This window comes from Streptomyces sp. NBC_00536, assembly GCF_036346295.1.
Lineage (GTDB): Bacteria > Actinomycetota > Actinomycetes > Streptomycetales > Streptomycetaceae > Streptomyces.
The window spans coordinates 8567874-8586236 of sequence record NZ_CP107819.1 but is presented as its reverse complement, the minus strand read 5'-3'; the positions used below and the strand labels follow the sequence as shown (position 1 = coordinate 8586236).

At 72.4% G+C, this 18363-nt stretch carries 15 protein-coding genes; 12 read left to right on the top strand and 3 right to left on the bottom strand.

The window, feature by feature from the left end:
- Positions 1–25 precede the first annotated feature (25 nt).
- From OHS33_RS36980 to OHS33_RS36970, 3 genes are all read right to left on the bottom strand, one after another.
- The gene (locus tag OHS33_RS36980) at positions 26–736 is read right to left on the bottom strand and encodes a lasso peptide biosynthesis B2 protein (RefSeq protein ID WP_330334794.1); all 711 of its coding nucleotides are present in this window, start codon (positions 734–736) and stop codon (positions 26–28) included.
- Complete coding sequence (locus OHS33_RS36975) at positions 733–2577, bottom strand: asparagine synthase-related protein (protein ID WP_330334793.1); 1845 nt, start codon at positions 2575–2577, stop codon at positions 733–735. The genes OHS33_RS36980 and OHS33_RS36975 overlap by 4 nt, the downstream gene beginning before the upstream one ends.
- 130 nt (positions 2578–2707) lie before the next feature.
- Positions 2708–2863, bottom strand: coding sequence for a lasso RiPP family leader peptide-containing protein (locus tag OHS33_RS36970; protein WP_330334792.1), 156 nt, complete (start codon positions 2861–2863; stop codon positions 2708–2710).
- Between the two features lie 335 nt (positions 2864–3198).
- On the opposite strand from OHS33_RS36970, the gene OHS33_RS36965 reads away from it, so the two are divergent.
- The 12 genes from OHS33_RS36965 to OHS33_RS36910 all read left to right on the top strand — a co-directional run bounded on the left by OHS33_RS36965 (position 3199) and on the right by OHS33_RS36910 (position 18249).
- On the top strand, positions 3199–4602 hold the full coding sequence (locus tag OHS33_RS36965) for a transcriptional regulator (protein ID WP_330334791.1): 1404 nt from the start codon (positions 3199–3201) through the stop codon (positions 4600–4602).
- A gap of 220 nt (positions 4603–4822) precedes the next feature.
- Positions 4823–5557: a TfuA-like protein gene (locus OHS33_RS36960; protein ID WP_330334790.1), complete on the top strand. Its 735-nt coding sequence runs from the start codon at positions 4823–4825 to the stop codon at positions 5555–5557.
- 236 nt (positions 5558–5793) lie between these two features.
- Positions 5794–6852 (top strand): conjugal transfer protein, encoded by a 1059-nt coding sequence (locus OHS33_RS36955; RefSeq protein WP_330334789.1) that lies wholly within the window; start codon positions 5794–5796, stop codon positions 6850–6852.
- The gene (locus OHS33_RS36950; RefSeq protein ID WP_330334788.1) at positions 6849–7166 is read left to right on the top strand and encodes a hypothetical protein; all 318 of its coding nucleotides are present in this window, start codon (positions 6849–6851) and stop codon (positions 7164–7166) included. Before OHS33_RS36955 ends, OHS33_RS36950 begins: the two co-directional genes overlap by 4 nt.
- Positions 7163–7693, top strand: coding sequence for a hypothetical protein (locus tag OHS33_RS36945; RefSeq protein ID WP_330334787.1), 531 nt, complete (start codon positions 7163–7165; stop codon positions 7691–7693). The genes OHS33_RS36950 and OHS33_RS36945 overlap by 4 nt, the downstream gene beginning before the upstream one ends.
- Complete coding sequence (locus tag OHS33_RS36940) at positions 7693–10266, top strand: ATP-binding protein (RefSeq protein WP_330335340.1); 2574 nt, start codon at positions 7693–7695, stop codon at positions 10264–10266. The genes OHS33_RS36945 and OHS33_RS36940 overlap by 1 nt, the downstream gene beginning before the upstream one ends.
- Positions 10267–10298: 32 nt before the next feature.
- Positions 10299–12740, top strand: coding sequence for a hypothetical protein (locus OHS33_RS36935; RefSeq protein WP_330334786.1), 2442 nt, complete (start codon positions 10299–10301; stop codon positions 12738–12740).
- Positions 12737–13852, top strand: a complete 1116-nt coding sequence (locus OHS33_RS36930) for a C40 family peptidase (protein ID WP_330334785.1) — start codon at positions 12737–12739, stop codon at positions 13850–13852. The genes OHS33_RS36935 and OHS33_RS36930 overlap by 4 nt, the downstream gene beginning before the upstream one ends.
- Entirely contained in the window at positions 13849–14466 is a 618-nt protein-coding gene (locus OHS33_RS36925) for a hypothetical protein (protein ID WP_330334784.1), read from the top strand. Before OHS33_RS36930 ends, OHS33_RS36925 begins: the two co-directional genes overlap by 4 nt.
- On the top strand, positions 14451–17021 hold the full coding sequence (locus tag OHS33_RS36920; RefSeq protein WP_330334783.1) for an ATP/GTP-binding protein: 2571 nt from the start codon (positions 14451–14453) through the stop codon (positions 17019–17021). Before OHS33_RS36925 ends, OHS33_RS36920 begins: the two co-directional genes overlap by 16 nt.
- Positions 17018–17953, top strand: a complete 936-nt coding sequence (locus OHS33_RS36915; RefSeq protein ID WP_330334782.1) for a replication-relaxation family protein — start codon at positions 17018–17020, stop codon at positions 17951–17953. The genes OHS33_RS36920 and OHS33_RS36915 overlap by 4 nt, the downstream gene beginning before the upstream one ends.
- Positions 17950–18249 (top strand): hypothetical protein, encoded by a 300-nt coding sequence (locus tag OHS33_RS36910; protein WP_330334781.1) that lies wholly within the window; start codon positions 17950–17952, stop codon positions 18247–18249. Before OHS33_RS36915 ends, OHS33_RS36910 begins: the two co-directional genes overlap by 4 nt.
- Positions 18250–18363: the final 114 nt, after the last annotated feature.

Sequence of the window (18363 nt, the reverse complement as noted above, 5' to 3'; positions counted from 1 at the left end):
TGGACACGCAAACACCCCCGGTCCATCACGCGTTCGAATTGCTGACCAGGAGGACGGACAGGTACGGCCAGAGGCGGTCGTGTTCGTCCTGCCCGATCACGTGGCGGTCGGCCTCTACCCACGCGTGGGCGCCGCGCGGGGTGAACCGGGCTCCCAGCGCCCAGTGGACACGGTGGCCGGTGAGGGCGGCGGCCAGGTGGCAGGCCAGGGACTCCTCCAGGCAGGCGACGCGGCCCGGCCACCAGGCGCCGGCGGAGCGGACGGCGGAGAGGATGGCTTCGGCTTCGTGGACGCGGGCGGGGCGGCCGGGCAGGCGGGTTGCGGCGCGGGCGATGGTGACAACGTGCCGGGTCGGCAGGGCCCGCAGGAGCAGCAGGGCGCAGGCGAGGCCGATGCCTGCGGCGGCACGGTCCCGGAAGGTGGGCCGGGTGGTGGGGGCGAAGCGGACCGTCGGGGGCGGGCCGGGCGGGATGTACTGGACGGTGCGCCCGGCGCGGAGGTGGTCGAGGTCGGCGGCCGCGCGGGTGAGGTCGGCCCGGACCCGGTCGGGGTCGGCGCCGGTGGCGGCCCACCGTGTGGTGGCGCCCTCGATGGCGGCGGCCCGGTCGGGTGCGGCGGCCGGCAGGTCGAGGAGGGTGGCGGCGATGGGGTCCAGGACGGTCCACCGGCCGGTCGCGAGGTCGAGGATTGCCGCTCCGGCGGGACCGCGGGCGGCGTGGAAGCCGGGCTGGGTCATCGGCTGGTCTCCCGGGCCGGTGCCGACTCCCACCAGGTGGTGAACGCTGTCGGGAAGTTGAGCAGCCACACCTCGATGGCGACCAGGGCGTGCAGGCTCACCAGGTCGGCCGGAGAGCCGTGGATCGTCCGGTCCAGGGAGGCCAGGACGGCAGCGGTGTCGATGAGGGCCGCCTCGGCCAGCGCCGATCCGGTGAGCAGTGCGCGCAGGGCGGGGGCGTTGACGCGAAGGCCGTCGTAGATGCCGGTGAACGATGTCTTCGTACGGCGGGCCAGGACCGGAGCGTGGACAAGGCCGGTGAGGGCGGCGCGGGCCAGCGGTTTGAAGTCGGCCGGACGCCTTCGTTCCCAGGCGGGGACGGCATGGCAGATGTCGACGACCCGGGTGTCGAGGAACGGGGCGTGCAGCGGCAAGTCCCACAGGGTGCGGGTGAGGGTGTCGAAGTTGGCGTGCTCGGTGCCCGTGGCCTCCAGGGCGAGCCGCTCGCGGTGGGCTCCGGGGCCGATGGTGGGATCGGCGCTGTGCCCGCGGGCGCCGATGAGGTCGGCCAGGGCAGTGCGGCCGGCCGGGGTGAGCCAGCGGGCGGCGGTCAGCCGCCCGCACCAGCGGGCCACGTCGGCGGCGTCGGGAAGCCCCTGCGGGGCGGGGCCGCCGAGGACGGTGTCGGCGAGGCGGACCAGCGCCTTGGGGTAGGTGCCGTGTGCGGCGGCTGTGACGGCTCGCAGGACGGGGAGGGCGGAGCTGCGGCGGGTCCGGGCGAGCCTGCCCGCATCGCGCAGGGCCGCAGCGCGGGCGCCGGAGCGGTAGCGGTCCACTGGGGCGGCGAACGCATCGAGGACGTTGTCGCCGCCCCAGCCGTTGAGGTGCCCGCGGCTGCCGGCGGCGACCGCGGGCGCGAGCTGGGCCTCAAGGATGCCGAGCATCGCGACGCTGAGGGCGGGCATGTCGGTGATGGGGACACGGGTGGGGTCGGTGAGCCGGTCGAAGTGGCGGCTGCCGGTATGGCGGCCGTCGACCAGGTGCCGGGTGATGGCCGGGTAGGCGGCCGCGACCTCGGCCGCGTACCGGGTGTCGTCCTGGCCGGCCATCGCCGCGTCGGTGTAGGTGATCGCGGCCAGGTCCGCGTGGGCGGCGGCCAGGCAGGCGATGGAGCTGGAGTCGACGCCGCCGGACAAGTCGGCTGACAGCGGTCGGTCCATCAGGGCGCGGCGGCCAACCGCGAGGGGAAGTTCGTGGCGCAGCGCTTCGGCGGCCGTGTCGAAGGTGAGCACGGCCGGGCGCGGCAGCGGCTGGATCGCGGGCGCGACGTCGGGGGCGAGGGTCAGCGCGGCTCCCGGCGGGACACGGTCGATGCGCTCGAACCAGCCGGTCAGGCCTGGCTCCACGCCCCAGGTGGTGATCTCGGCCAGCAGCCGCACGGGGTCCGGGGCGGCCCCGGTGAGGGCGGCCAGGGCGGTGGCCGACGTCGACCAGGTCACCCTAGATTCGGCGGCGATCCAGTAGACCTGGACGGCGGCGGCACGGTCCCCGATGATCCGCAGAGTGCGGTCGACCCTGACGATCCCCAGGTACGAGCCGGGCAGACGGCCGACCTCGTGCCAGCGGCCCCGGCTGGCGGCTTCTGCGGCGTCCTGGACTTCCTTGGAGGTGGCCAGGCAGTCACCGACGAGGAGCACCTGCGCGGTGCCGTCCCGAGACGTCGCGCGCCGCAGTGCGTGGGAGTCATGGCCGACAGCCCAGGCGCGTAGGGTGCCGTCGTCGTGGATCTCGTGTCCGCCGCGCGGACGCAGATCCGCAGAGGGCGAGGGCGTACGGGTGACCATGCCTGCGACGTACCGCATATCAAGGGCTCCCTGCTGATGAGACATTCCGGAAGCGGCGACGCGCGCCCGGAACTGGCCAGCCTGTGAGGACCGGCCCGTTCCGGGCGCGCGTTCACCCAAGGTGGCGCCAGGCGGCACCGAGCGGTGGTCAGCCCTGGAAGTACATGGTGCTGTCGGGGTTGTTGAAGCCGCCGCTGCCCAGGGTGACCTCGGAGACGGCGCCGAGGTCGGTGACCTCGGGGGTGGTGAAGACCTCGGAGACGGCGAGGCTCTGGGCGGTCTGGATCTCGATGTTCTTCTCCATGACGGACTCCTTCGTGTAGGGCTGTCGGATCGGGTCCTCCAAGGCCAGTGCGACACGCTGCTGATCCTTGAAGCAGATCGGGAGGCCAGGTGTCGCGCCTCCCCCTTGCACTCGGCGTCGTGCTGCCGGGCTGGGAACAGTTGACCCCCTGCACCAGCTGCGTCGCCACGGCGAACCCCCTTGCGCTTGCCTGCGTCCGAGAGAGCGGCAGTGCTGCGTTGTCACTGCGAATCGCTGCGAACAGCGGTAGACCAGGACGGAGTTCACGCCCTCGGCGTAACCTTGAATCGCACCTCTGACCCGCAGTACTCACTCGCTCGGACCAGGTGGACACGGTGGCGCAGCCGGCAGCACGGCCCAACGAGGCCCTCGCACACTGGGTACGGATCTCCGGAGCCAGCTACAGCCGGATCGCGGCGGAAGTCGGCCGCGTCGCGGCCCGGCACGGACGCCACGACATCCAACCGGACAGCTCTCGCGTCTCTCGATGGATCAACAGGGGGGAACGGCCCCGCCACCCCGCCCCCGAATTCCTTGCCGAGGCGATGAGCAGCCTGTGCCGCGGACGCACGCTCACGCCGGCTGATCTGGGCCTGGCCTCCGCCGGACCGCCGCCCTGGGGAGGAGACGGGTGGTCCGCGCGCACGGTGGTGGCCGCCATACTCGACACCACCCGGAGCGATGCCGTGACCGACGACCGCACCCCGTCCCGCGCGCGCCCCCTATCCGGCGCCGCCCTGGTCAAAGCCGTCCAGCCCTGGCTACATCTCCACGACCTCGAACCTCTGCCCGCCCCCGAACGGCCCGGACCCCGTCTCGGACGGTCGGACGTGGCACGGATCGAGGCGACCACCGAAGCGTTCCGCGAACTGGACAACGCACACGGTGGCGGCCTGTCCCGCCTCGCGGTCGTCGGCCAGCTCCAGCACGTCACCCACCTGACCCGCACCGGCACCTACACCGAGGAAACAGGCCGTGCCCTGTTCGTCGCAGTCGCGGAACTCGCCTCCGTCGCCGGATGGATGACCCACGACGCCGGCGCCCACGCAGACGCCCAGAATTACCTCCTCCTCGGACTCCAGGCCGCCAAGCAGGCCGGCCGCGACGGCGCCGGGATCGGCGGCCACCTGATGAACTGCCTCGCCCGGCAGGCCAACCACCTCGGGCGCACGGACGACGCCCTCGACCTCGTCCAAGCCGCCCAGTACGGCACCCGCAAACTCCGCTCAGGCCGGCTGCGGGCCCTGCTGTGCTCGCTCGAAGCGCGCTCCCACGCGGCACTCGGTCACATCGACGAGATGACCCGCGCCAACGGAGCCGCCGAACAGGCCCTCGCCGACGAGGACACCGCAACGACTCCCGGCTGGGCCGCCTGGTTCGACCTTGCCGAATTCCGCGTCACCGCCGGCGTATGCGAATTCGAAGCAGCCGAGTACGCCCCCGACCGAGTCGGCAACGCCATCACCCTGATCGAGCGGGGCACCGCCGAACGGCCCGCCGAACGGGTCCGCAGCCGGGCCTTCGACCAGATAGCCCTGGCCCGCGCCCACGTCCGCGCCGACGAGCCCGAAGCCGCCGACACCGCCACCGCCGCGGCCCTGAATCTGATGGGCACCATCACCTCCACCCGCGTCAGCGACCGCCTGCGGGAGCTGGACACCGAACTCGGGACCGCCCCGGGAGGGACGGTCACGGCTGACAGCCGCGCACGCATCCGCGCCGCTCTTCAACCCCTCTGACTCCCACGCTTCCCCCGCTACCCCGACGCCGCGCACAAGTGCGGGCCGGATGCGAACAGCTCGCACCCGGGCCGCACCTGTATGCCAAGCCGACGGGGTCTTGATCAGCCCAGCACACGCCAGGGTTCCCGGCCATGCTCGTCGGGGCCGGGCTGGGCCCACATCCCCTGAACCAGCGCGCCGGACGGCGTACTCCCTCGCGTGGCACCAGAGCGCCCCCGTGCGGCACAAGGAGATCCTCGCCCTCCTGGCCGAAGGCGTCACCGTGGTCGGCGCCGCCGGCATGGGAGCCCTTCGTGCCGCCGAACTCGCCCCGTACAGGATGGTCGGCGTCGGCCGGATCTTCGAGGACTTCCGCAGCGGCGTCCTCGACGCGGACGACGAGGTCGCCGTTCTGCACACCGACGACGGCATCGCCCTGTCCGAGGCCCCGATGAACTTGCGGGCCGCCCTGATGCGGGCCGCCGCGGACGGCGAACTCAGTGACGCCGAGGCCGGCCGGCTCTCGGACCTGGCCCGGTCCCTTCCGTACACGTCCCAATCGTGGACCGCTCTGGGCCGCCTCGCGGCTGGGGAGGGGCTCGGGCCCGCGTTCGGCCGGGCCGACGCCTGGCGGTGCACCCACGCCTACGACGTGAAACGGGAGGACGCCGAACGCGCCCTCGCCTTGGTCGCCGCCGGGCTGCCCCCGGGCCACGGCCCAGGGTCGTGGGTGCCTGCGAGCCGTGGCAGACGAGCTTCGTCCGGTACTGGCAGGCCGCATTCAAGCCGGGGCGGTGAGCAGTGGAAGGCCCGTCTGCTTCCTCGCCCTGCTCCATCACCAGCAGTTGTACGACCCGGGCTTCGCGGGCCGTTGGCGGACACGAGTCCTGGCCGCGCTCATTCAGCACGGCGGTTCACAGGAGCCGTGGACTGCTCGGCGCCCCGACGACTCGCTAGCCGAAGGAACCGGTGAGTCTGGTGGTCAACTCCCGCCGGTCCAGCCGCAGAAGCCGGTGAGTTTCCCGCCTGCACCGCTGTGACCTGCACTGGGGAGGTTCACCGGGGTGGTGGTGAGTTCACCGGTGAACTCACCACGTGCCCTGTTGTCAGTCCGTGACCCCGGAGGACTGGTGATGGTGAGTCAGTAGGTGAGGACCGCGCCGTTTCGTGGAGTGCAGGCAGATCCAGCACTTCACGGAAGGCACTTCGATGACTCCAGATCCCCGCAGCAGTCTGCGGCCGGTCCCCCGTGCGGCGGCCGCGCCGCCCCTGCGCCGCTCCCATCCTGAGACCGTCCCGGTCCATGGTTCCGTCCCACGCGGTTTGCGGCTGGCCCGGATCGGGGTGTGGACCGCCCTGGCCGCGGGCCCCCTTGCCCTGGCCGGCGTCCTCACCGTCATGGCCACCCCGGGCAGCACCGCCCAGGCCGCACCCACCCCGCACACCACCACCAGCGCCCCGAGCCCGGCGGTCGACCCGGCCGGTACCGCCGCGCTGTTCGTGGAGCTGTGGCTGCGCGCCGACTCCGCCGCGCCCGATAGCCCCACAGCTGCGGCCGTCCACTCCATGGCCCCCGCCGCGGACCTGCCCACGCGCTCGCGCAGCGAGGCGGCGCAGCCGGGTGCGGTCAGCGTCGTCGCCCTGCGGACCGCTTCCACGCGCGACGGGTGGACGGTCCTGGTCGCCGCCCTCGCCGATACCCCGCGTGCCGCCCTCTCATCCCCTGTCCCGGCGTCGCCTGCCGCGGACGGCGCTCCGGCGGCGCGGTACTTCGCCGTGTCCGGCACCGGCGGCACCAACGACGGGCCGCTGACCGTGACCGGGCCGCCGGCCGAAGTCGCCGGGCCCGCCTCGGCGCCCGCTCCCGCCACGCCCTACACCAGGGCAGTTCCCACCGGCCAGGTGCTGGCCACAACGGTGGGTGAGTTCCTGCGGACATACCTCACCAGCGGACAGGGCGCAGGAGTGGAGCGCTACCTGTCGCCCGGTGTGCACCTGTCCGTGCCGGTGGGCGGGGCGTATGTGCGCGCGGACGTCGAGGAGGTCGCCGCCGACACCGAGCAGGCCGCCGCCAAGGACGTTCCCGGGGACGGAGTCCGTACGCGGGTGAGGGTCCGGGTGACGGGTGAGGACCGGGCCGGGACGCGGTGGCCGCTGGTCTACCGGCTGGAGATGACCGCGCGCGCCGGACGCTGGGAAGTCAGCGCCCTGGACACCGCCGCCCCCGCCGCTTCTCCGGCCCCCTCCACGCAGGCAGGTACACGATGAACCCGACGACGACGCTCCTGGCCGGGAAGCTCGACACCCTGGGTGATTCCCTGATCAAGACGGTCACGGACTGGGGCGGGGGTGCGCTGGTCGCGGCGCTGATCGTCCTCGTGCTCGTCACGATCGCCCGTCAGATGTCGATGAAGGCAGCGATCGGCGCGGTCATCGCGATGGTCATCGCGCTCGGGATCTACAAGGCGCGGGACGGGCTGGCGGATTCGGTGTCCGACGAGATCAACCATCCGGCGAACGGCGCCGGGGCCGTGGTCGTTGTCATCGACGAGCCCCGTCCGGGCAGCGGAGCCGTGCTGTGAGCGGGCAGCCGGGCGGGATCGTCCGCTCGTACACCGGTGCGCGGCGCCACCCGTGGGTGCTGGGCAAGCTCGGTGACTGGGTCATGTGGTTCGGCCCGTACACGCCCGCGCAGCTGGTGGTCCTGGGCGGCGGTGCGCTGCTGCTGATCCGGACGTTTTCGTGGTGGTCGTGGGCGGGGCCGGTACCGGTCGTGCTGTGGCTGGTGTCGGTGTGGGCGGTGCGCGGTGCGCAGATCGCCGGGCAGAACCCGTTCACCGCGCTGCTGGGTGCGGTGCTGGTGCTGACCCGGCATCCGGCGGGCCGGATCCGCGGGCGGGTGGCCCGGGACCGGGCGCCGTCCTACTGGGGCGGGCGGTTCGTCATCGAGCCCGCCCCCGCCCTCGCCGCGGCGCCGTCCGCCGTCCCCGTCCGCGAAGCCGTGGCCGCGGCGACGCAGGCGCGGGCCGTTGCAGGGGTGCGGGTGGCCGGGTCCGGTCTGGACCGGCTCCTCGCCGGTGCGGCCGGTGGAGGGAGGGCGGCGGCGTGATGCGGACACCTTTGCGGCATGTCGCCGGGCATCTGCTGTGGTCGCCGTCCGGCGGGGTGTGGGCGGTGTGGCGGGTGGAGCCGCTGGCCGGCGGATACCTCCCCGCCCAGGTGCGCCGGGAACTTCTGGGCCGTATCACCTCTTTGGTGCGGTCGATGCCCGGCCTGCAGCCGCGGGTGTTCGCGTTGGCCGCGCGGATCGACCCGGGTGAGGTCGCCGAGCGGATGGTGGACGGGCTCGACTGGGAGCGCCTGCCTGAGTGGGCGGAGGTCTGCGCGGCCGGTGTCGATCTGCTGGACGGCCGGGAGATCCACGAGCGGACGGTGTGGCTGGCCGTCCCGTTGCCCGGCAGGGCAGGCGCGGCCGCCACGGTCCTGGGCGCCATGTACGCGGAAGCAGCCGCGGCGTTGGGTCTCGCTCCTGTGGCCGTGCCGGTGGGTGAGGTGCGGGCGGCGCGTGGGGAGGCCGCGCGGCTGCAGGCGTCGCTGGGCGGTGGTATGTGCCTGCGCCCGGCCTCGCCCGCGGAGATCGTGTGGATGGTCCAGCATGCCGTGCACCGGGGCCTGGCCGAGGAGCCTTTGCTGTCGGATGCGCAGGCCAGCCCCCTGTACGGGAGCAGGGTCCACGACGGACAGCTCCTGTCCCCCTCCTACGCGGACCTTGGGCAGGTACGGCTGGCCGAGGGCGGCCAGGACCAGCAGACGGCCGGGACCAGCGGGCGGGGCAGGGGGCCGTGGTGGCGGTCGGCCGCGGCCGTCTCGCCGCTGGGCCGGCTGTGGCTGCAGACCGAATCCGAGGCCGGGACCGGCTACCAGGCCCAACTGGTCCTCGCCGAACTCCCGCCCGCCGTCGCCACCGAGGCCGCCGACGTCCTGGCCCAGCTCGAAGGCCTGCCCTTCCCCGTCGATGTCACCGTCGACCTGCGGATCGTGCCCGCGAAGAAGGCCAGGGCCCAGGTACAGCGCAAGAAGCGTGAACTCCTGGACCAGGCCGGGCAGTACGGGGCGCAGCCCACCGGGATGCCGTACTCGCTGCCGGAGGCGGCTGGGGACCTGGAGGAGCAGGACGCCCGGATGGCGCAGACATCGGTCGAGGTGGAAGTCCAGTCGGTGACGGTGCTCACCGTGTGGGGTCCGGACGCGGTCACGTGCGACGCCCGGGCGCGGGAGTTGTCGTCCGCGCTGGCGGCCGGGGATTACCGGGCGGTGCGTCCGATCGGTATGCAGGAGGACCTTTTCACGCTCGGTCTGCCGGGCGGGGTGCGGGCGCCGAAGCTGACCCAGTTCACGCAGCATCAGCTGTCGCAGGACTGGGCGGCGTGCGGGGCGCTGACGCTGCCGCGGGTCGGTGACCCGTCCGGGATCCTGATCGGCCGTGACCTGGACAGTGGCACCCTGCGCCCGGTACTCCTCAACCCGGCTGACGCTCCCCAGGTCAACGCCTCTGCGTCCAGCGCGGTGATCGGTGACCTCGGCGCGGGAAAGAGCGTGCTCCAGAAGCTGGTTACCGGGGCGGTGGTGGACCAGGGCGGGCAGGCCATCGTCATCGACCGCACCCCCGTCCGCGAATGGGCGAATTTCGCGCGGACGGCGATGGGGCAGCGGTGCCAGATCATCGATGCCGCCCAGGCGCAGGTGTCGGTGGATCCGCTGCGCGCGTTCGGCGGTGCGGTCGGCGCCCACTACGCCCTGTCCTACCTCACCCTGCAGCTGGGCGTGGGGCCGATGACAGCCGCCGGTGCCGTCCTCCACCACGCCGTCGAAGAAGTCAGCGCCGGACCTGACCCGTCCATGGGCAAGGTCCTGGACGCTCTGGTACGCATCGCGGCAGGGGAGGGGGCCCGCGCGGATGTGGCGGCCACCATGGCCGACCTGCTGCGCATCGTCGCGTCCAACCCACTCGCCGCGATGGTGTTCGACCCCGATCTGCCGGTGGTCAGCCTGGCGGGCGACCTCGGCGCGGACATGGTCGTGGTCACCACCGCCGGTCTGACCCTCCCCCCGCGCGAGGCCTTCGCCGACATGGAAGTGCTGCGCCAGCAGCCCCTGGAATCGCTGATCGGGCGTGCGGTGCTCTACCTTCTGGCGGCCATCGCCCGCCAGGCCGCCTTCACTGATCCCGAACGGTTCTGTCTGGTCTCGCTCGATGAGGTGTACTGGCTGACGTCGTCGGCGGAGGGGTCGGCGCTGGTCCACGAGATCCTGCACGACGGCCGCAAGCACGGCGCGGGGGTGTTCCTCGGCGCCCACAACCGGCGTGAACTCGGCCAGGACGCGGGCCTGATCGCCTACCGCTACCTCGCCCGCACCAGCGACCGCACCAGCGCCATCGAAGGACTGCGATTCCTCGGCCTGGATGGCGACGACGAAGACCTGCTGCGGCTGGTGACCACCGGACTGTCGCCCGTCGGCCAGGCGGGACGCGAGGGGGAGATGCTGCTGCGCGACCCGCGCATGCAGGTCGGCCGGATCCAGGTCATCGTGCCCGACGTGCAGCGGCTGCGCGCAGGGCTGTTCACCACCCCGGGCCGTGGCCGTACTGGTGTCACAACCGGGGCCGGGGGTGCCCAGTGACCGCCTGGATCCGGCGTCTTGACCGTGGCACCGTGCGTGCCGTCGCGTTCGTCCTGTTGTTCACCGTGGTGTTCCTGGTGACCAACACAGTGGTCGCGGCGGCCGCGGACGGCAACGCGGACAACAGCGGCGGTGGGCTGCTTGCCCCGTTCAACGTGGTGACGGCCGAAGGCGCACGGCTGGATGCCTACCAGGTCCAGGCCGACGACGGCGGCATGTTCGATGTCCTGTCGCAGCTCCAGGTCCTGGTGATGTCCGGGCTGTTCACGCTGGCGCGGCTGCTGGTCGGCATGTGCTGCTGGATGATCGGATTCGTCTTCCGCTTCCCGGTCCTGGCCCTGCTCACAGGCCCCTCCCAGCACCTCGCCGACGCCTACCAGACCCACGTGGTAGACGCGCTGGGGCTCAAGGGCATGGCCCTGGAATGGGGGTTCATCTTCGGTCTCGTCACGTTCATGCGGGGCAAGTCGGGCAGCGGGTTCGGACAGATCGCCGCGACGCTGCTGATCGGGGCGCTGGCCGCGAGCGCGTTCGTCCGCCCGGACTACCTGCTGGGCCGCGGCGGACCTCTCGATGCCATCCATCAGGCCGCGATCGAAGTCGCCTCCATCACGACAAACAGTTACTTCGGCACGTCCTCCGATCCGTGCGACCTGGTCACCGGGCCCGGACGCGAGGCCTGCACCTCCTCCGGCGTTCAGATCGCGCGGCCGGTCCAGGGCGCCCTGACCGACGCTTTGGTCGTCAAGCCCTTCATGCTCCTGCAGTACGGGCAGATCCTCGACCCGAAGAAGGACCCGGAGGCCTACCAGGCACACCTGAAATGGATCAAAGACGTCCGTGACCGGCGGCCCGACGCGGGCAAGAAGTGCGACAGCCTGCCCGATCCGGCCAAGGACTACTGCCATGGCAAGGAGGACGAGCGCTTCCAGCAGTCCCACGATCTGAACACTCTGCTGGCCGGCCTCGATGGGGCCGGGCCCACCGGCAAAGCCGCCGCCGCATACGCGAAGCAAGCAAGCTGGGACCGGAGTTTCGCAGCGCTGGCCCTGCTGGTCGCCTGCCTGGTCGTCGCCTCCATGGTCGTCTCGATGGCGACCCTCATGCTCGGCGCGCAGGGCGCGGACGCCGCCGCGGGCGGGGCGGGACCGGTGGTGTGGGTGCTGGCGATGCTGCCCGGCGCCACCCGGACCCTGCTGTGGCGGTGGACCGGTGTCCTGGTCAGCAGCGCGCTGATCACCTTCGCCACCGCCATAGGACTGCCGCTTTTCGGTATCGCGGCCGGTGCGCTGCTCTCGGACACCGGCCCCGACGTGATGGTCGAACACCTCTTGCTCCTCGATGCCCTGGCCGTCGCCTTCTTCGTCCTGCACAAGCGGATCGCCGGGGCAGCGACCTCGCTCGGGCAGCGCATGGCGCTGCGCATGCAGTACGCCCGCCTCTCCGGCATGGGCTTCCGCGGTGCCGGGCTCGCCCTCGGCATGGCCGGCCACCACGCAGGCCCGCCCTTCTCGCCCGGCGGCCGGGCCCTGGGCGAAGCACGCGGCGCGCTGCGGGCCGGACTCGCTCCGGCCGCTCTGGCGCTGCGCGGTGCCCACGCCGCGCTGGTCGGGCCCAAGCCCGGACCCCGCCACCCGGCCGCCCAGGCACTGCACGCAGTGCTGGGGGGAAGGGCCGGTGTTCCGGGGGCGCCGCAGGGTGAGATGCAGGTGGACCAGTGGACCGGCGAGATCCTGCACGACCCGGCCACCGACCGGCCCCTGCTCGCCTCCCGCATCCACGGCAAGGCATCACGGCTGCGCGGATACCGCATCGCCCATCGCATCGGGAAGACCGCGTACGGAGCGACCGTCGCTCTGCCCCGGACCCTGCACAACGCCCAAGTCAGGGGGAGCGAGGTCACCGAGGACGCCCGTACGCAGCTGCGGGTGAGCGCGAACAGGATCCGAGAGGACATCGAGGGGTGGGAACCCATGGTCGCCGGCACAGTGCGCGCGGGCCGGGCCGTGGGCCAGGGCGCGGCCGCCACCGGCCGCACCGTCCGTGACGCCGCGATCGGCGCCACCATCTACACCTCCACCGGCACCACAGGGCGCGCACCCGGCCCCCGCACCACCACCAGCCGGCCCTTCCATCCCACCGCGACGTCCGCTCCTGCGTCTCCCGCCATGCCGGCCACCCCCAACACCACTCACAGCCGGACGCGCACCCCGAACCCGGGCCCTGGTATCAGGCCTACGCCCCGGCGCACCACCACAGCCCGGCCCGGGTCCGCTGCCGGATCTGGCAGCGGACCGGGATCCGATGGCGGGCGCCCGACAGGGAACCGGACCGGCTCGAACCGCAACCCCGGCAGCGGCAGCACGCCTGCGGCTCCCGCCGCCGACCAGGGCGCCGCGAACACGGAGCGGCTGCGCGAGGCGATGAACCGGCGCCGGACCGTACGACGCAATCAGGAAGGAGAGAGCCCGTGAGAAAGCGGAAAGTCGGATGTCTGGCCATCCTGCTGATGGCGCTGGCGGCATGCTGCACGGCCCCGGTCCTGCTGATGTCCGCCGCTGCTGCCAGGCAGTCCACCGGGCAGGACCAGGTAGACGCGGCCGCGGCCGGAATCCCCGAGCGGATGCTGGCCGCGTACCTCACCGGGGCCTCCCGGGCCACCACGTACTCCCCTGACTGCAAGGGGATGCGGTGGCAGATCCTCGCCGGAATCGCCCGCGTCGAGTCCGACCACGCCGCCGGACACCAGATCGCCGACAGCGGGGACATCACCCCGCCGATCACCGGCCCACGCCTGGACGGCTCCGGCGCTGGAGGCAACACCACCGCCATCCCCGACACCGACCACGGCAAATGGGACGGCGACACCGCCTACGACCGGGCCGTCGGCCCCTTCCAGTTCCTCCCCGAAACCTTCCGCACCTACGGCAGGGACGGAAACGGCGACGGCGCGATCTCCCCCCACAACGCGGACGACGCCGCCCTGGCAGCCGCCATCTACCTCTGCGGTGATGGCCGCGACCTCACCAACCGCGAGCAACTGCGCGCAGCCATCCACACCTACAACTTGTCCTGGGCCTACGTGGACGACGTGACCAGCGGCATCTACCGCTACGACGCCCTCGGCAACACCCCCTCCACCGCCACCGGCACCGCGGGCACAGTCATCCAGGCCGCACTGGCCCAGACCGGCATCCCCTACTCCTGGGGCGGCGGCGGCCCCGAAGGCCCCAGCACCGGGGTCTGCTGCTCACCCGGAGGACAGGACGGACGCACCGTCACCGGGTTCGACTGCTCGGGCCTGACCCAGTACGCCTACGCCCAGGCCGGAATCAACCTGCCACGCACCGCCGCCGAACAAGCGGGCGCCGGTCGGCGGATTCCCGCATCAGCCGGATTCGGGGCGCTGCAGCCCGGCGACCTCATCTTCTACGGATACAGCCCCACCGCCGACTCCACCATCCACCACGTCGGGATCTACCTCGGCGACGGACAGATGATCAACGCCCCCAGACCCGGTCGGCCGGTCAGCATCGACCCCGTCAACGCGATGCCCGACTACGCCGGTGGAACGAGGCTGCTGTGAGCAGGCCTTGGTGGAGCGGTGGCCGTCTGATCGCCGCCGCGCTCGCCCTCGCCACCACCGGAGCGTTCCTCTCGTACACGGGCCTGCACCGCGGCCATCCCGGCCCGCAGGCCATCCCGGACCGGGCGACCGCGCCACGAGCGGCTGCGTCACAGGAGGCGACGGCCCATCCGGGCGCGCCGTCGGCCCCACCCGCCACGACGACGCAGACCGTCCGCCCGTCAGCCACGGCGGAGACCAGCCCGCGGTCGCAGCGCCCAACGCCCGTGCTGGGCAACGCGCGCGGTGAACTCCCGCCGCCGGACTCCGGGCCCGAGGCCGACCCCCTCATCCAGCAGGCCCTGGACCGGGCCAGCCTCCCTGATCTCCCGTCCCAGGACGAGCTCGCGCTGGTGGAAGCGGGGCGCAGCGCGTGGCAGGCGGAGACGGCCCGGTACACCCGCATGCGGATCCAGGCCGTCACCGCCCGCCGCGAACCCGGCACGACAGACGGCCAGGTGCGGGCGGTGGTGCGGCTGGTGTGGGCCGGAGCCGACCCCGCCGGAACATACCTCGACAACCGCCCGGCCGCCCTCTCCTACGTACAGAACGGACATCAATGGAACCGCACCTGAACCGGATGACCAGTGCGCACGCCCCCGTCACCGCGGTCCTGGACACCCTCACCGCACTGGCTGACTGGATCGCGGTGAACTCCTGGTGGCTGGTCCTGCTGGCCGTCGCCGTGTGGACGGGCTGGGAGTGCCTGCTGCGATGGGCTGCCCGCCGGGCCCTGGCGCGGCGTACGCACCTGGAGCTGGTGCCCGCGGCCGGGTTCGAGCCGGACAGTGAGCAGATCTGGCGCCAGGGCATGCAGCTGGTGCGGGCGGCCGGCTCGGGTCCGTGGTGGACACCGCGACGGGCCCGGTCGGTGCGGGTGCGGCTGCGCGCCGACGGGGTGAGCGCGCTGGTGTACCGGATCGAGGCTCCCGCCAGCGCACACGTGCTGCTGGCCCAGACGCCGTTCGGGCCGCGGGTCGCCGTACGGGAGGTGCCGCCGGTCCCGGTCACGGACCGCCCCCACGTTGTACGGGCGGTGCTGACCCTGCACGGCGAGCCCGGATCCCGGCTCCGGGAAGTACCCCTGGACCCGGATCCGCTGCAGCCGCTGCTGGACGCGGTCAGTGATGTGCGGGCCGACCTCGGCGACGTCGCCGAGGTCTGCGTAGACCTCTCCCCCGCCTCCCGCTGGCACCTCGCCGTGCGCCGCATGACGGCCATGCGCCGCGACCGGGAGAAGGCCCGGCGCGAGGCGCAGCGTGACGCCAGGTGGCTGACCCGCGCGAGCGAGGACAGTTTCACCTCGGCCATGGGCCGGCTGCTGGATCCGCAGGGCAGCCGGGGGCGCATGGTCATGTCGCCGCAGCCGCGCCGTACCGGCCGGGAAAAGGTCCTCGGAAAGCTCGTCCACACGCCCGGGCTGGTGCGGGTGCAGATCCTCATCCGGTGCGCCTCACAGGACGCCGACCGTGCGCAGCAACGCCTGGCCCGGGTCGGGGCGGCCATGGACGTCTACGCCGGCCCTTCACGGATGACGTCCATCGGCTGGTCCCTGGGACCTGTGCGCGTCGGGCCGGACCGGCGGCCGTGGCGTGGCCGGTTCGATGAGCAGTGGGAGCGCGCCCTCATACAGCCCGCCCGCGGCGGGTGGGCCCATATTGACGAACTCGCCGGATTCCTCAAGCCCGTGACCGCCGCCGCGCGGGTGCCGCTGATGGAGAGTGAGGTGCCCACGTACCAGCACGGGGCGGATCTGCTGCCCCAGGGCTGGTACCGGGGCCCGGACGGCCGTGAGCGTCTGCTGGCCACCCCCGAGGACGACACGTTGTTTGAAGTGCAGTCCGGGAAAGCGGGGTGGGGTAAGACCACCAAAGCCCAGGTCCAGGCGGTGGCCAGTGCCCACAACAGGCGCGGGCTGGCGTTCGTGGACCCGCACGGCGACTCCTTCGCCGACGTCGCCCCCTACCTCGCCCACGAAGACCTCATCGACCGCGTCGCCTTGTTCGACCTGACCGTCCATACCGCTACCGACCGGCTTGGCTGCTGGAACCTCCTGGACATGAGCCAGGACCACCGCGTGCCGCACGAGGTGTGCGCGGCAGTGGTCGAGGCCTTCGCCGGGGCCCTGGGGTGGGGGGACGTCACCTCGCCGCGTGCGCTGACCATCCTGACCAAGGCCGTCGAGGCCCTGGTGGCCGTCAACGTCCGCGCGGTCGCCGCTCAGCAGCCGAAAGCGCAGGCGACCGTCTTCCAGATCCGCGCCCTGCTCACCGGCCCCCAGTTCCGGAAGGCCGTGGTCGCGGTACTGGACGAGGAGGCACAGGGATGGTGGACAGAGCAGTTCCCCGATCTTCCGCGTGAGGGACTGATGACGGTCCTCAACCCCCTGGAACGGCTGGCAGCGTCCCCGGTCGTCCGCGCGTTCCTGGGGTGCCCCGTCAGCGGGTACGACATCAGGCGCGCGATGGACGACGGCCAGATCCTGTGGATCTGCCCGCCCGGCACCGGACCCACCGACCGGCTGCTGATCTCCCTGATCGTCCACGACTTCCTGCGCGCCGGTCTCTCCCGCCGCAATCTGCACGAGACTCAGCGACGGCCGTTCCGGTTCTACCTGGACGAGATGATCAGCCTCGACCAGGGCACGGTGCTCGCTGAGATCACCGAGCAGCTCAGGAAGTTCGGGTGCCGGCTGCACGGGATGACCCAGCTCCTGCACCGCCTCAACCCCGCAACGCGCGCCGCCCTCATGCAGAACGCATCGTGCTTGTCGACCACAGCGGGATCCGTCGAGGCGATTGCCCAGATCACCGCGCAGTGGCCCGGCACCACCGTCACCCCGGCCGACATTGCAGCACTGCCCCGCTGGCAGCACTACGCCAGCTTCACCATCGACGGCAGCCGCATCGGCCCACTCCCCCTCCGCGGGCCCACGCTGGAAGAGGTCTTCGGCCATCTCGCCCGGCCCCGCGAGGTCAAGGCCCTGTACAAGGCCGCGCACCGCGCCACTGGCGCTCTGTCCCTGGCACAGCGGACCAAGACCGCGGCAGCCCAGCAGGGGAAGGTCCTCGACTTTCTCACCGCCTCCCGCTCCGCAGCGGGCGCCAGGACAGGAGAGCAGTACGCATGACCACCACCATCACCACCCCCGCCAGCAACACCGCGGGCAGCATCGACGCCCAGCCAGCGACCGGCGACAGCCAAGCCCACCAGGCCGTGGCTTTGATCGCCCAGCACCGGCTCCTGACCAGCGCCCAGATCCGCACGCTGGTCGCCCCGCACCTGCCACCCCGCAAAATCCACAAGGTCCTGGTGCCACTGCGCGAGGACGGGCTGATCACCCACACCACCCTCCCCCACGGCATGCAAGCGCACTTTCTCACCCCGGCCGGGCACCAGACCGTCGCCGACTGGCCCGAGCTGCGTGGCCGGACAGCCACCCCCATCCACTCTCCGGCCGCGGCCCGGCTGCGCGCGGGGCACATCCTCACCGGAGCCCGCGCCCACCTCGCCTTCCTCACCGACGCACGCGCCCGCGGTGACGAGTACCAGCCGCTGGACTGGGTCCCCGAGGTCACCCACCGCCTCCCCGACACCGCGGGCGCGGACCGGCTGATCGCCGACGCCGTCTTCCACTACACCGCCACCAGCCCCCGCCGGCTCCAGTACCGGGCCTTCGTGGAAATCGACCGGGCCACAATGAGCAGCGAGCGCCTGGCCCGCAAGCTCATCACCTACGCACGCTTCCACAGCTACACCCCCCAGCCCACCGGACGCCGCGGCACCGTCGCGGACCAGGGAGCCATGCTCGCCTGGCAGCGCGTCTATCCCCGCTTCCCGCGGATCCTGTTCATCCTCACCGGCGCCTCCCGACCCTCCCTGGCCCACCGGATTGCCGACCTGCGCAGCATGGCCGCCGACCACGAACTCGTCGCCCGCGTGGCCACCCGCGTCCCACTCGGCGCCGCCGTCCTCGAAGACATCGAAGAACAGGGGCCACAGGCACCGGTCTGGACACCGCTGACCGGGAGCGCAGAGCCGCGTGGCTGGACCGAACTGTGAACGGCCGCCCGCCCGCGGGTCTCTCCCCTGCCGACCTCGCCGACTACCACGCGGCCCAGGCCGACCACGACGACCTGCTGCGCCAGGTCCACGACCGCGAAGCCCAGTACGAGACCGGTCTCCTGACCAGTTGGACCGCCTACCACTTCACCTGGGACCGGCACGAGACCACACCCGCCACCCAACCCGCGCCCTGTTCCAGAACCTCTCCGGCGCCAACCGCCGATGCCTCCGCCCGAACAGCAGACGCCCGCCTCCCACCAGGCACCGACGGGGCAGACGAATCACCGTTCTAAGCACGAGACGGTCACAGCCAGGGCCCCAGCCGGGGCCCGGACGGCGGAGCCGACGCCACCAGCGGCGGGCACCACCAGGAATCATTACCACTAGCAAAGAATCAGCCATAAGCG